The sequence below is a fragment of the Methylobacterium sp. CM6247 genome, assembly GCF_054817925.1.
In genome coordinates, this window is sequence record NZ_JBTXKX010000002.1 from 27,368 (window position 1) to 40,724 (window position 13,357).

The 13,357-nt window shown below is 65.5% G+C and carries 19 protein-coding genes; all 19 read right to left on the minus strand.

The window, feature by feature from the left end:
- Nucleotides 1-3: 3 nt before the first annotated feature.
- The gene (locus tag ACYQOP_RS00435) at nt 4-684 is read right to left on the minus strand and encodes a hypothetical protein (RefSeq protein WP_461220678.1); all 681 of its coding nucleotides are present in this window, start codon (nt 682-684) and stop codon (nt 4-6) included.
- On the minus strand, nt 684-1,013 hold the full coding sequence (locus tag ACYQOP_RS00440; RefSeq protein WP_461220679.1) for a hypothetical protein: 330 nt from the start codon (nt 1,011-1,013) through the stop codon (nt 684-686). Before ACYQOP_RS00440 ends, ACYQOP_RS00435 begins: the two co-directional genes overlap by 1 nt.
- Nucleotides 1,010-1,663 (minus strand): hypothetical protein, encoded by a 654-nt coding sequence (locus tag ACYQOP_RS00445; protein WP_461220680.1) that lies wholly within the window; start codon nt 1,661-1,663, stop codon nt 1,010-1,012. The genes ACYQOP_RS00440 and ACYQOP_RS00445 overlap by 4 nt, the downstream gene beginning before the upstream one ends.
- Nucleotides 1,664-1,666: 3 nt before the next feature.
- Nucleotides 1,667-2,674, minus strand: a complete 1,008-nt coding sequence (locus ACYQOP_RS00450) for a glycine-rich domain-containing protein (protein WP_461220682.1) — start codon at nt 2,672-2,674, stop codon at nt 1,667-1,669.
- Nucleotides 2,674-3,210, minus strand: coding sequence for a hypothetical protein (locus ACYQOP_RS00455; protein ID WP_461220683.1), 537 nt, complete (start codon nt 3,208-3,210; stop codon nt 2,674-2,676). The genes ACYQOP_RS00450 and ACYQOP_RS00455 overlap by 1 nt, the downstream gene beginning before the upstream one ends.
- On the minus strand, nt 3,210-3,425 hold the full coding sequence (locus ACYQOP_RS00460; protein ID WP_461220684.1) for a hypothetical protein: 216 nt from the start codon (nt 3,423-3,425) through the stop codon (nt 3,210-3,212). The genes ACYQOP_RS00455 and ACYQOP_RS00460 overlap by 1 nt, the downstream gene beginning before the upstream one ends.
- On the minus strand, nt 3,422-3,748 hold the full coding sequence (locus ACYQOP_RS00465; RefSeq protein WP_461220685.1) for a hypothetical protein: 327 nt from the start codon (nt 3,746-3,748) through the stop codon (nt 3,422-3,424). Before ACYQOP_RS00465 ends, ACYQOP_RS00460 begins: the two co-directional genes overlap by 4 nt.
- Nucleotides 3,748-4,002, minus strand: a complete 255-nt coding sequence (locus ACYQOP_RS00470; RefSeq protein WP_461220687.1) for a hypothetical protein — start codon at nt 4,000-4,002, stop codon at nt 3,748-3,750. Before ACYQOP_RS00470 ends, ACYQOP_RS00465 begins: the two co-directional genes overlap by 1 nt.
- Before the next feature lie 59 nt (nt 4,003-4,061).
- Nucleotides 4,062-4,289: a hypothetical protein gene (locus tag ACYQOP_RS00475; protein ID WP_461220688.1), complete on the minus strand. Its 228-nt coding sequence runs from the start codon at nt 4,287-4,289 to the stop codon at nt 4,062-4,064.
- Nucleotides 4,290-4,484: 195 nt separating this feature from the next.
- On the minus strand, nt 4,485-4,913 hold the full coding sequence (locus tag ACYQOP_RS00480; RefSeq protein WP_461220689.1) for a hypothetical protein: 429 nt from the start codon (nt 4,911-4,913) through the stop codon (nt 4,485-4,487).
- Nucleotides 4,914-4,951: 38 nt separating this feature from the next.
- Nucleotides 4,952-5,659: a hypothetical protein gene (locus ACYQOP_RS00485; protein WP_461220690.1), complete on the minus strand. Its 708-nt coding sequence runs from the start codon at nt 5,657-5,659 to the stop codon at nt 4,952-4,954.
- A 73-nt stretch (nt 5,660-5,732) separates the two neighbouring features.
- Nucleotides 5,733-6,218, minus strand: a complete 486-nt coding sequence (locus ACYQOP_RS00490; protein WP_461220691.1) for a hypothetical protein — start codon at nt 6,216-6,218, stop codon at nt 5,733-5,735.
- Between the two features lie 77 nt (nt 6,219-6,295).
- Nucleotides 6,296-7,642, minus strand: coding sequence for a phage major capsid protein (locus tag ACYQOP_RS00495; RefSeq protein WP_461220692.1), 1,347 nt, complete (start codon nt 7,640-7,642; stop codon nt 6,296-6,298).
- 97 nt (nt 7,643-7,739) lie between these two features.
- A complete protein-coding gene (locus ACYQOP_RS00500; protein WP_461220694.1) occupies nt 7,740-8,888 on the minus strand; it encodes a S49 family peptidase in 1,149 nt (382 codons plus the stop codon).
- A gap of 50 nt (nt 8,889-8,938) precedes the next feature.
- Nucleotides 8,939-10,237, minus strand: coding sequence for a phage portal protein (locus ACYQOP_RS00505; protein ID WP_461220695.1), 1,299 nt, complete (start codon nt 10,235-10,237; stop codon nt 8,939-8,941).
- A 35-nt stretch (nt 10,238-10,272) separates the two neighbouring features.
- Nucleotides 10,273-10,470 (minus strand): hypothetical protein, encoded by a 198-nt coding sequence (locus tag ACYQOP_RS00510; protein ID WP_461220696.1) that lies wholly within the window; start codon nt 10,468-10,470, stop codon nt 10,273-10,275.
- 9 nt (nt 10,471-10,479) lie between these two features.
- Nucleotides 10,480-12,219, minus strand: coding sequence for a terminase large subunit (locus ACYQOP_RS00515; RefSeq protein WP_461220697.1), 1,740 nt, complete (start codon nt 12,217-12,219; stop codon nt 10,480-10,482).
- Entirely contained in the window at nt 12,216-12,812 is a 597-nt protein-coding gene (locus tag ACYQOP_RS00520) for a hypothetical protein (RefSeq protein WP_461220699.1), read from the minus strand. The genes ACYQOP_RS00515 and ACYQOP_RS00520 overlap by 4 nt, the downstream gene beginning before the upstream one ends.
- Before the next feature lie 181 nt (nt 12,813-12,993).
- Nucleotides 12,994-13,329 (minus strand): HNH endonuclease signature motif containing protein, encoded by a 336-nt coding sequence (locus ACYQOP_RS00525; RefSeq protein WP_461220700.1) that lies wholly within the window; start codon nt 13,327-13,329, stop codon nt 12,994-12,996.
- Nucleotides 13,330-13,357 lie beyond the last annotated feature (28 nt).

The window sequence follows — 13,357 nt, forward strand, 5'->3', positions numbered from 1 at the left end:
CGGTCAGCGCCCCGGGTCGATGTAGATGGCGGGCTGACGGGCGAGCCAGTCGCGGCGCTTGTTAGCGCTACCGCCCCGAACGTCTTTTGCGAGCTTGGCGGCCGACGCGCTGTCTGCCCATTTGCCAACCGCTCCGCCTGGGAACGACCGGTACGAGAAACCGACGTAGGCGATGTTGCCGAACCGCCGCTTCGCGAGCGTGGCGACCGCCTGATAGACCCCTTCCGGGGCCTGCTTACTCTGCCCGCGCTCGATCTTCCGGCTGTACGGCTGCGCATTCAGCGCAATGTACGACTCGGCTGGCGGCGGGTTCTGCGGGTCCATCTCGACGTTGTCGGCGAACCAGACGTGACTGCGCGCGTACCGCTCCGTCTTCACCGGAGAGTGGATGATAAGCTGCTCGTCCACCCACTGGATGACGTCGATGAGCAGGTGGAATTCAATGCTGACGATGCTGCGCGGGTTGATGCCCTGGAGGCTGTCGCGCTTCGCGCCGTCGATGAACGTGTCGTGATCCGGGACGTAGCCGAGCGCCTGGCGATTGATGTCCTGCGCCTCGGCCAAAGCCTCGGTGGCGAATGTCGCGAGTTGGGCGCTCTGCATCTCGGGCGAGAGCTCTTCGTTGAGCATCACGGCGATGTCGCGCGAGATCGGATCAAGACGAACCGACGTCCGGCCGACCATCAGCCGGTGATCCACAAATTCCAGCGAACCACCACGCCGCCGACGCGGACGGGGTTTGCGACCTGGATGGTGCGGTAGCGGCCGGCGACCGTGAGGCCGCCGAGGCGGGCGGGATCGACCGTGAGCCCCGTGGGCGACAGGACGACCTCGCTGTCTCCCTGGTTGATGCCGCCGGACAACTCGTCCGGCTTGTAGCCCCGCACGAAAGCGCGAAGCGTCAGATCCTGCGAGCCGTCGTCTGGAGCATCCTGCCCGCGCAGAACGACATCCTCGCCCTTCTTGGCGAGTTGCCGATCCAGCTTGGCGATCTCATGCGCGGCGAGACTCATGCGAAGAGCATCCGCCGGTACTGAGACAAGATGGACTCGGCCTCGGGATGAGGTAGCGAAGCGTTCGCGCCCTGGACGTAGAAGTCCGTCTGCCCAACGCCGTCCGTCTGCTCCGATTTCACCGTGATATCCCGGCCAGACATAGACGCCGCGACACCCACAAGCTGGATGACTGCGCGCTCGATGTCGGCCGGCAGATCCTCGGCAAGGGTGGCGACACCGTTGACCTCGCGCTCCTCGCCCGGAAGCAGCCAACCGGCCTCGTAGTCGATCGTCAGTCGCGAGCCGCGCCAGCAGACGCGCTCGCCCGCCAGGGTCAGGAAAACTTCGCGCCCGCCGACGACCTCAAAGGCCTCTGGGGCGTAGGTGGCGCCGTCGACCATGCCCCCGAGGATACGAACGATCGGCCCGCGGTCGAGGAGGATTCCGCCGTCGTCCGTGCGGTAGCCGCAGAGATTGATCCGCTCGCGCACCGTCTCCCGGCCAAAGACGCGCCGACAGTAGGAGGCGGCCTGCGAGGAGGCTTGGTCGATGAAGCGCTGCATCTGAAGGTCGCTCGACGAACCGAGCGTGCCGCCGAGATCCATGCGCGCATTCTCAAGGGTCGTTAGCCGGCCGGAGGCCGCACGGGAGAGGACAGTCACGCTCATGTCTCACCCCTGAACCGTGACAACGACGACGCGGCCCTTGCCGCCGTCGCCGCCCTTGCCGGAAGGATTGCCGTTCAAGGAAGCGCCCCCTCCACCTCCGCCGCCGCCACGGAAGCCGTTCGCGCCCGCGCCGGCCGTGCCGTCCACATTTGACCAACCGCCAGGGCCACCGTTCCCGAAGAGACCATAGCAGAGAGCAAAAGGAGTTGTGGGGGCGATGGCATCGGTTTTATCAGAACCAACACTAGCACCGCCGATAAAAGCAGCGGTGCTAGGCCTAGTGGTGAAGCTATAACTTCCACCACTGTAATTACCGGGAGTAGTGGTCTGTCCGGCACCAGCGGCACCAGGGGCTACACCGCAACCGACATCAGTATTGTTACCAATGCCGTGTCCACCAGACGCGCTCGAAACTGTGGCTACATAGGTCAGAGCATATCTGCCGCCGCCATGTGCTCCAACTGCCGTAGCAGTGCCGCGTCCCCCACCGCCTGCTACTACCCTATAAGCAGCATTGGCACTTCCAAATGCCGAAGAACTTCCCGCCGTAGTTCCTGCTATCCCAGCCGTGCTGTCTGTCGTGACAGAAGCACCGCCAATACCGCCAATGCCGACAAATATCTGAACAGTCGCGTCTAGATCATCCGCGTCAAATTCATCCCAATTGAAGCCGCCAGAGCCGCCAGGATTGCCGCCACGAGAAACCGTGCCGCTTACCTGCCGTCCGCCTGACGATCCACCGCCGCCGGGGCCTTGAACAAATACCTGAACTCGCTTCGCCCCGGCAGGCTTCGTCCATGTGCCGTTGGCGTCGAAATACTCGATCTTAAGAGTGGCGGCGCCGGAGCCACCCGAAACCGTGCCCCATGCGACAGCGTAATCATCTGCCGTGGATTTAACGAGCGCCTGCCCGGCCGTGCCGCCATTCGGCAGAAGTCGAGGACGGATGACCGTTTTGATCTCGACCGCGATGCGCGCCGCTAGCGCGGTTACCCGCGACGCGAGAGACATCAGACCAGCCCGGCAACGAAGGTGGCAGTGAAGTCCGTCTCAGGGTTGCCGATCTCGGTCTTACCGTAGACGTCGAGATTGGTCCGGCCGTTCGCCTGCTGCGTCGTGGTGAGCGACTGATTGGCGACGTCCACCCGAAGGCGATTGCCGAGCGCCGTGTTGATGGCGTCGATCGCGCTCTGCTCGCCGGTCAGGAGATCTTGAAGCTCCTTCAGCGTATCGTAGGCCGCGCCAGCGCCGCCCAGGATCTCGTTCTTGACCGACGCAGCGGTGCTCGAAAGCTCAGAGCGGATCTTGTCGATGGAATATGTCTGCGTCGTGGACGAGGTCGACGCGTCGTTGATGGTCGCGCCGCCCGAGGCTGCCAGCGAGTTCGCCTGCGCCTTTACCTCGTTGATCGCAGCGACGAGGTTGCCCTTCGCCGTGGTGATGAGGGCGGCGTTATCGACCGCATTGCCGTTGACGAGAGCGCGGATCGATTTGCACTCGGTCGCAATGCGGGTGGCGAGGTTCTGGACGTTGGTCGCAAAGGACATCAGACGAGCCCATTCTCAAAGAGGAGTGCAAGGTCGGGGAGATCCGCCGGCACACCGCCGTCGGCGCCAGGCGGGCCAGGCGGCCCCGATAGCCCCTGCTCGGCCGCTACAGTGGCCACTGCCGCCTGCTCGTAGGCGGCGGCTGCTGATGCCCCGCGCTCTGTTGTGATGGTGGCCGTGGCAACGACCTGTTCGACGACCGCAGCGGTGCTCACGGCGTCTCTCCAACGACAGGCCAGACGTAGTCGGTCACGACGCCCTGGCTGTCGGTGATGGTAAGCTGAAGTTCGGCCAAGCGCCCGGTGGGCAGTTCTTGCGTGAGAGCAGCGGCACCCGTGAGGAGAATGCGCCCCATGCTCGCTGCCGAGAGCGAAACCGTGAGCGCCTTCGACGTGCTGCCCCAAACTAAGGAGGCCGTCGCCGTAGCGCCGGTGAGATTGATCGCCGATCCGTCCGGCGCGCTCAGAGCGACAGGCCATGATACAGGGCGATTGACGGTCTGATACAGCGGCTGGCTGCTGCGAGCGATGCGAGACATCAGCGGTTCACCGCATAGACCGCGACGGGAATGGAGTAGGAGGCGCCGAGCGCGAGTGCCGGCGCGTTGATGACGGCCCGGAACGTGTTGGCCGCCGTCGGAATGGCGTGGTGGATCGCGATGCCATTGGAGACGCCCAGCGCAGTCGTCAGGCTGGCAAGGCTGGTTGGGTGGGCCACGAGCACATCAGTGGTGAGAACGCCGGCGCAGGTCGCCGCAGGCGTAACGCGCGTGCCCGAGCTGATGGCCAGCACTACCGTTTCGGTGAGGGTGGCGTTGCAGACGAAGGTAGAGGACTTCGGGCCGGCAGGGCCTACCGGTCCTTGAAGTCCTTGAAGTCCGGCCGGACCTTGAGGACCAACACTACCGCTAGGGCCAGCAGCACCAGTTGGACCGGCAGGACCGACAGGTCCCGTAGCGCCAGGATATCCTGCAGGCCCGACAGGACCGGCACTACCAGGATCACCAGCACGACCAACTGCACCCGCATCGCCCTTCGCTCCTGCCGGTCCTTGGGGGCCTGCGCTTCCAGTAGCGCCATTGTCGCCCTTCGGCCCTATAACGCCCGACGGGCCAGGATTGCCCTGCGGCCCAACCGCACCCGGCTCGCCCTGAGGGCCAGCGGGGCCGGTGCGTTGGACCCCGTCGCCCATCATGGGACTGGCAGAGCGCAGGTTGCTCTCGGCCGGAGAGATCAGGCTGATGGAGAGGCAGGCGAGAAGCCAGAGGACACGCATCAGCCGCCTCGCCCATACTGGAGTTCAGGCGCGCACTCGCCGGTTGGGGCGGCAGTGGCGATGATGGACACGAACGTCGGCTGGCTCGTGCCTAACGTCTCTGATGAGCGCGCTAGGAAGCGGGTGCCGGTGGTGAGCGTGACGCTCTCCGACATGCTCGACACCTTTCGGATCCGGACATCGACGTTGCACGGGTTCACGAAGCGATAGGAGGTCGCGTCCGCCGGCTTCGCGAGGGCGAACTGCTTCGCCGTGGTCGTGATTCCGCTGAAGATGATGGGATCGCCGCTGCCGGACCGAATGAACGGCATAGCGAGCGTGGCCACTGGGTCGCTGCGTACGGCCTCGTAGCCGTTGGACAGCTGGCCCTGTGCTGCGACGGCGGTCGCAAGTAGTAGCCCCAACATGACGGTGCTGATCAGGCGCATGGCGTGCACTCAACCGGCCAGAGGGAAGGCGACGCGCTTCAGGGGCGCGTCAGGTACTCTTCGATGATGTGCTCGGCTGCAGCGGTGGCGCCGACCGGCTCTCCGGAGATCCGCTGCGCCAGGGCGCGCTTCTGCGTGTGGTGGAGCGAGCGCCAATCATCCGGCACTGCGATCGTGGACAGCATGCCGGGGCGCGCCTCCTCGGCCTCCAACTCCTCCAGCGTCAGCCCGCGCGCGGCGGCATAATGCTGACGAAGCCCCAGTCGGGCCGCCTCCTCATCGGCAACCGTATCGGCGCCAAGCTGGACCCCCGCAGGGTCGAACAAGAAGTAGCCCCCGCCCTCTGCCGGCTCGAAGCGATAATCGGCGAAGTTGATGAGCGCCGGCTCGGTGCCGGGGATCTGGCTCAGCGGGATCAGGACGGCCACCGGGGCCATCAGAGCGGCCCGCTCATGGGCGAACGAGAGTAGCGCTGGCATGTTGGCAAATGGCTCCTGATTGAGCCGCACGCCGCCGGCGTCGAAAAGATCGAACCCGCCGACCTCCGTCACCTCCGTACGATACCCGGCCGGAAGCACCTCGGGCTCTGCGGAGATAGTCGTCGGGCGCATCTCCAGGCCAGCCGCAGCGACCTCATCCTCCGTCGCGAGCACGCACGTGCCTGCGGCGATGTTCGAAGTGGCTGCGGCGAAGGGCATCTCGACGACGGTGTTGGCCATCCGGCCGATGAGCTGCTTCACGAACATAGGATTTGCTCCCGAGGGTCAGGCGACAGGACAAGACACCGGTGAGCCATTGGCCCACCGGTGGCGTCGCGGATCAGTCGATGATCGCGCTGGGGAGCGTGGCGGCCTGGTAGCGGTGGCCCTCGAGCATCGCGAGGATGCTGTTGAGGTTGGCCGCATTCGAAGCGCTCGTGGTGACGAAGACGGTCTTGTAGCCGCCGTTCACGTCGAGCTGGGCCGGGTCGATATGGAAAACGACCTGCTTGTTCTTCACGGCGGCGCCGCTGGCGTAGGAGACGCCGTCGGGCTGGCGGACGAGGGTGTCACTAGCTGCGGTGTCGAGGTTCGCCCAGATGGGGATCGGCTTGTCGAAGGGCTTGGCCCCAGTGCCGGCCACGTCCTGCGCCTGCATCAGCGTGAGAGTGACAGGCGCGGCGTTGCCCTGCGTGAGCAAGACCAGGATCGTGGCGAAGGTCGCGTTCTTGAGGCTGATGATGTCGGAAGACCGGCCGGCCGCATCGGCGGCGGCGGGCAGAAGCTCGACGACCTTCACGGCCGTCGCAAAGTTTGACTTGGGCATCGCTATTCTCCCAGCGAAGGCAATGGATCGTGAGGGTGAGCCAGCGGGGCCTGAGCCCCGCCGACGGGTCGGGCCGCTTAGGCGCGGTTACCGAGCGTGACGAAGGGAGACTGCGTGGTGGTGCCGCGGTACGGCGTCATCGGCTGCTGCCAAACCGGCATGCCGTTGAACCGGTAGACGAAGCGGAAGCAGGTCTCGTCGTAGATGAAGCGGACGTGGATCGAAGAGGCCTTCTGGATCGGCCCCTTGTCGATCGCGAGGTACTGCGAGAGGTCGACGAGCTGGATGTCGCCGGCCGTGCCGAGGGTCGCAGCGTATTCGACCGGAATGACCGGCCGCCCCATCAGCGTGCCGTACTCGTTCCCGTTCGTGCCGGGCGGGACGTAGGTCACCTGCGGGAAGGCGAGGCCGCCGACGTTCTCGGTGCCAGCCACGTTCTTGACCAGCAGCATGAGCTGGAAGAGCTGAACCTCGACGTCCTGGTTGACGATCCAGACCGCGTTCTTGCGCGAGGCAGCGGGCATGCGGGCCCACATCTTGAGGATGTTCTGGGCAACGATGGTGTTGGCGCCCTGGCCGACCTCCTTCGGGACGACGATGGTGGCGCCGCTGTTGAGGTAGCCCAGCGGCATGCCGGCACCAGTGCCGTTCATGATCGCGTCCTCGATGCGGAACACGAACTCCTCCTCGAACGCCTGGTCGATCCAGGCTGCGAGGGCGGTGGTGTCCTGCAGCAGTTCGTCGGTCGCGTAGCAGAGGCCGACGAGCTTGGTCAGCTCCATGCTGATGCGCTTGAACTTCGGCCGGCTCTCGCGCTTGAGGCCGGCCTCCTCGGTCCAGAACGCCTGAACGCCACCCCAGCGCGAGCCGTTGGCGCGGCTGGTCTCGTCGACGCCGTTGGCGCGGATACCGTTGGAGTTCGGGCCGATCGGGATCTTGCGCACGCGAGAGGCGAGCTGGCCGCCCTCGAAGGTCGCCTTGATCAGGTCGTTGGCGAAATCGGACTGGACAAGCCAGCCGCCGTCCGCTGCGATACCCTCGGACATGCCGGTCGGGCCGGCCGACATTTCGCCGAACGCCTGCAGGCGCGGATCGACCTGACCACCCGGGCGGCCAGCGACCATGATAGCGCGCATCTGCTCGCCGAGGGACGAGAAGCCAGAGCCCTGGTGGCGGTCGCCAGCGCTGCGGCGGTCCGCCGCCTCATTGTCGTCCGCCGCGCCGCCGATTGCGCGCTGGCGCTCCATGTGTCGCTCCACGCGGCCGATATCGCTGTCGAGGGCCGCGAGTTCGGTCTCGATGGCGTCCACGCGCGACGACTCGTCGGCGGAAAGACCGCGAGCTTCATTCGCGGCGAGATCGAAGGCGCCCTGCGCTTCCTTCACGAGGTCAGCGCGCTTCTGGCGAAGTGCTTTGATGGACATGTTGATATGCTCCGTCATCTCGCCGGGCGATCATGGGCGCGGATAGTCTGCCCACGGCCCGGCGGCTCGTGGGGCGCATCTCGGAAAGGGGTGCTGCTCAGCCGAAGCGAGAGCGAAAGGCGTGGCGCCGGCGGCGGAACGCATCGCGCTCGTCAGCAGCCTGGCGTGCCGCGTTGGCGGCAGCGTCTTCGATGGGGGCTGCCGGCTCATCGGGTGCCGGGGGAGCATCCTCCGGAGCAGGCGCTTCGGCGCCGTCGGCGCCATCCTGTTCATCTGAGCCGGCTTCGGCACGGAGGGTGTCTGCGCCAGCGTCGGCCCTTGCTCCCGCCGGTGATACCTTCATGCGAGAGACGCGGCGCAGCGTGTCTTCCATGGTGGCGATGCGATCGACCATGCCAAGCTTCAGCGCGCTTCCCGCAAGCTCGACACCGCCTTTGCCGAATCCCTCTTCGACGTCAGACCGTTTTACGTTCCGGCCCCGCGCGACGCTGCCGGCGAACTGGCCATAGACCGTCTTCACGTCGGCCATCGCCTTCTCGGAGAACTCAGCCGACGGCGGCGCGAACTGATTCCCGTCAACCTTCTGCGGGGGGTAAGCGAAGAAGGTGACCTTCATGCCGGCCTTCTCGGCAGCGGCCGACATGTCGCGGTGCGAGCCGTAGACGCCGATTGAGCCCACCTGCCCGCTCGGCGTCACGACCACCTCGTCAGCCTGCGCCGCGATCCAGTAGGCGGCCGACGCCGCGGTGCTGTTCACCTGTGCGATGATCGGCTTCCGCCCGCGCGCGGCGAAAATCTTGTCGGCTAGCTCTTGAACACCCGCCACGCCGCCGCCCGGAGAATCGATGTGGAACACGACGGCCTTCACTGCCGGGTCGTCCATGGCCGCATCGAAGCTCTGTCCGACGCGGGCCGTCGAGGTCCCGCCCGGGCCGCTGATGTTGTCGACTTGGCTTGCATGATGCGCGACCACGCCCATCACATTGATGACCGCGACTAGACTGCCGGGCTCAGCGTCGCCGGCCACACGTGAAGACCCGCCGCGGGCGGCGTAGATACGCCCCGAGCTGCTGACCTCGAACATCGCAGTCATGCCGTTCGGCACATCGACGCCGGCGATCAGCAACCCGTCGGCGAGCTGCGAATGCCGGCCGGCCCGCTCTCTCACCTGCTCCGGTGTGATGACGATGCCTTCGGCGCGGTTCTCGATCATCTCGACCATGAGCGAGTGCCAGACCGGGTCCATGGCCCAGACCTGAGACATCAGGGCCGAACGGAGATGTGGGAAGCGGCTCGTCATTCTTCGGACTCCTCTTCCTGCGCGGCGGGTGCGTCGGCCTCCTCCAAGGAAGGTCCGCCGTTGTGGCCGAGCAGGGCGGCGCTGTTCGGCTCGCCGCCGCCGTTGCCGGGCAGCTTGTCCGAGGTGGCGCCCGTATTGGGCTCTAGGGGTTCGTCGAGGCCGGGCAGCGGGTTGTAGCCCAGGGCGACGCGGGCCTCGTTCCGGGTCAAAACGCCGTTGAGGACGAGGCGGCTGAAGAACTCGGCCTGAGCTTTTGAATCGCCCCGGATCAGATCCTCGATGTCGAACCGCGCCTCATAGAGCCGCGGAGCGAGGATGAGGTCGCGCCGGATTGCCTGCGTCCAGCAATCGAGCCACGGCTTCAGATTGTTTCTCACGAAGGCCAGCATGATGGCCTCGACGCCTGATCCCCAGGACGTCGTCTTCGTCACGTGATGCACCAGCACGGGCGGCACATCGAGCCAGCGACACACCTCTTCGATCTGATGCTGGCGCGTCGCGAGGAACTGTGCGTCCTCCGCCGTCAGGCTGATCGCTTTGAACTCAGCACCATCCTCAAGGATGGGTGTGCCGCCGGCGTTCGAGAGGCCGTTATATGTCCGGCGCCAATCCTCCTTGAAGCGCTTGAACGCCTCGTCGCTCCACCCCTTCGGCACGGTGATGACGCCGGAAGGCCGGGCTCCATTCGAGAAGAGCCGGGCGCCATGCTCCTCCGTCGCGAGGGCGAGGCCAACCGTTTGCCGGGCGTGAGCGATGGGACCGATGCCCACCAGGCCGGGGGCGAACGCGGTCCGAAGGTGAAGCACCTCATCTTGAAGTAGGCGCCGAGACCTGCCGTTTTCCTCGGAGACCGTGTATCGCAGCGTCCGGTCGGGAAGGCGATCGACCGTCACGCGATCCGGATGGATAGGCTCAAGGCGATCCGCGAACCCTCGGGGGCCCGATACGATCTCGGCGTACGCGTTCCCGCGCATCACCAAGTGCATCATGAGCATGGCCCGGAAATCCCAAGCCGTCTGCCACCTGTTCGGCTGGTACTCCAGCAGGTCGTTCAGCGGGTGCTCGGGAGCTTCATAGCTTTTCCCGGTCGCCGGATCCTTCCGGTACATCCGCAAGGGCAGCGAAGCCAAGGTCTTCGCGAGAAGGTGCGTGCCTGCGTAAAAAGCCGAGAACTGCAGGGCGATGTCCGGCGTCACGCGCCTTCCGGTAAAGGTGGCCGAGCCGCCAGCCTCGCCATACCAGCGATCGTCGTCCGGCTCCCAAGATGTCACCTCGCGCTCGGCGGCGGCATTCATCCCGCCTCCAAGCATCGCAGAGAACAGGCCTCTCATCACCCGTTCCCACGGAGTGTCCCGACGACCGCGAGCCCAACCAGCACGCCGCCGCCAACCATGAACCCGGCCGGCTGATAGTGAAGCCACGCGCCATAGCCCGCGAGGCCAGCACCGATAGCCCCGATGACCTCACGGAAGATCTGCGTCGAGATGGTGATGGGCGGAGCGGCGGGCCGCTCGTCGGATGGCTGCATGCCGCCTCCTCAGGCGACCCGCAGGCCGCGATCTTCGTAGACGGAGCGCGTATTCACGGGCTCGGGGTTCAGCGACATCGGCACGACGGCATCGAAGAGGCTCATCACCGGGTCGATCTTCGCGTCGCCGGCATTCTGCTTCGTCGCCCGGATGGCGGTCGCGGTCGGCTCGATCTTCAAGTTGCCCACCGCCCAGGCCATGAGGCTTGAGCCAGAATGACGGAGCGTCCCGTTCGCAAGCTTCCGCTCTGCGGTCTTGATGGCGTTCATCATGCCGTAGCCCTGGGGCACGCCGACGAGGAGTTTCGCTTCCTGCGTCACCCCGATCTCGGCCATGGCCTCAATGAACTCGCCGAGGCCCGCAGGATCGACGCCGACGCAGGCCAGAAGCCCGCGCTCTTTTACGTCCGACACGATCTCCACAATGGCGGAGATGTCGCCGAGCTCGTCATCGACGATCGTCAGCTCGCCCGCCGCCTTGAAACCCTGCAGCTTCGTCGCAATCGACTTGCGCCGCGTTAGGACGCCGATATGGCACCAGGCGTGGGTCCAGGCGAGCCAGTCGCGCGTCACCTTCTCCCTGCCCAGCACCGTCAGCCCGAACAGATCGTCGAGGCCGCCGCCGTCGATCCCGACCGTGACCACCTCGCATCGGTCGAGGAGGGCTCGTAGGCCGGCTCGCGCATCCTCCGGCAGACATCGGAGCGCTGCGTCGGCGCGCTGCTCCCAGAACTCGGAACCAGTCCAGCGGTTGGCCCGAAGGTTCATGCCGATTTCGACGTTCAAATGCTTCGCGAGGAAGGTACGGCGGGTGTCCTCGCCCTTGTCCTCTTCCTTGCGGAGCTCGTCTTCCAGCCATTCCCGGCTCACGGACCGGTCGATATTGGGGTTAGTGATGTAGAAGTTGTCGGGCTCGAGGTAGGCCTTCGCCTCCACCATCGCCTTCGGAAATTCGTAGAGCAGGCCGAAGCTTTTGGGATCCTTGACCTTGCCGTCCCGCACGTTGCGGAAATAGTCCAGCTTCGCCTTGAACACCCCGGCCGGCGGCTCATCGCTCTGCGTCGAGAGCGAGATGACGAACCCTTCGGGCCGCGACACGAGACCGCCGGTAGCCTCTCTCAGCATGGCGTCCGCCTTGGGCCGCTTGCCGAAGATCCAGAGCTCGTCGATCAGGATGCGGCCGGCCTTCTTGCCCGACACCGTATCCGTGTCCGCCGCGACCACCTTCAGCGCCGCCCGGGTGCTGAGATGCGTGATGGTCTTGAGGTGGTCCTGAACGTGGAGGAACCCGCCCTCCCCTTGTGCCGCATCAAGCTCCGGATCCGCCCGCACCATCGCGGCGGCCGGCTTGTAGCTGTTCTGCGCCACCTCGATCGTCGGCGCGAGGATCAGCACCTCTTCCTCGTGCCGCCAGTTGATAATGAGCGCCGTGAGCATGATGCCGGCGCCGATGGTCGACTTGGTGTTCTTCTTCGAGATGAGGAGGAAGAACTCCCGGATCAGCTGCTGCCCGGTCTCATCGTCGTAGGCGCCGAAGATGGCAGCCACGAAATCGAACACCCAGGGTTCGCTCACCTCACCGAAGGTTGGCTTGCCCGGCAGATCGACGACCCGAAGAGCCTTGAAGACTGCCAGGGCATCGGCTGCCGCCCCGGGGAACAGCGGCTTGAACGGGATCAGCGATCGACCGGCAACGATGCGCTTCTCCCAATCGGGGCATGCGGTCGTCCATTCGGGCCGTTCGGTCATGGGTTACTGGCTACCAGCCGCGGGCCGCTGCGTTGTGCGAACTTCCCGCCGGCTGAAGTGGATTCGTCTGCTCCGGCCTGGCGCTGCTTCTTCTTGCCGTCGGGGACATTGCCCTCGGCCAGCGTCTTCGCAGCCAGCGCGAGGTTCTTCAGCGTGCCCGCCCGGGTGGACAGGCTCACCGCCTTCAGCATCGCCTCGCGCCGCGGGCCGTCGTTCTTGCCCTTCGTGTCCGAGAGGATCTGCTCTTCCATCTCGTCGATGTAGGAGGTGGTCACCTCAAGCTCGTCCATCATGCGGACGACGAGATCGCGACCGCGATCAAGAATGGCTTCGGGCCTGACAGGCTCATCGCCTTTCTTCGGACGGATCCGCTCGACAATCGGCTCAACTGCGTCTGCGAGCGGTTGCGGATCCTGCGGAGTAGGCCGCGGAGTGCTCGCGCCGGGGCGAACCCACTCGCCGGCCTTCGCACGGAGTCTGATCGCCTTCTCATCGCAGCCGTACCAGCGCGATAACTCTCTGACGGACAACTCAGTTTTGCGATAGTCGCGCTCGACACCAGCCCAGTCGATAGGTTTTTTTGCCTTTCCCATGACTGCTATGTCCGCACTACTCCGCACCAACCAACACGACCCACCAGGAAAAAATCTGCGAATGCGACCCTATGCGGTAGCCGACCCCTAGACCGGTGGACTTTCGACCCCCCCCCTACCCCTGCGGATGGATGGGCTAGGATCATCCAGGATCGCCCAGGGAAGGCGTCGCGTTTCAGGCCTAGGCCTGCGTCGCCCCCATGCGTCGCGCCCGCTCAGCAGCGGTCTTGCGGCCATGGTGAGGGGGGCAGAGAGCCTGCCCGTTGCGTGGGTCCAGCGGGTCGCCGCCGTCACGCCTCTCGACGATGTGGTCAGCATAGAGCCGGACGCCGCCTCGCCTGCCGTGAGCAGCGCATCCAGGCCATTGGCACTTCCACCCTGCACGCTTCAGTACCTCTTGGCGCCAGGCAGCGTGCTCGGGTGTCAGTAGCTCGGCATCCGCCACCTTAGGTGTCGGTATAGCCGTGCGGGTGTCTAGGGTTCCGAGGCGAGGCTTGAGGGTCGTGAGGCGGGGCATCGTCAGCCTCAACGAGTTGTGGTTGTAT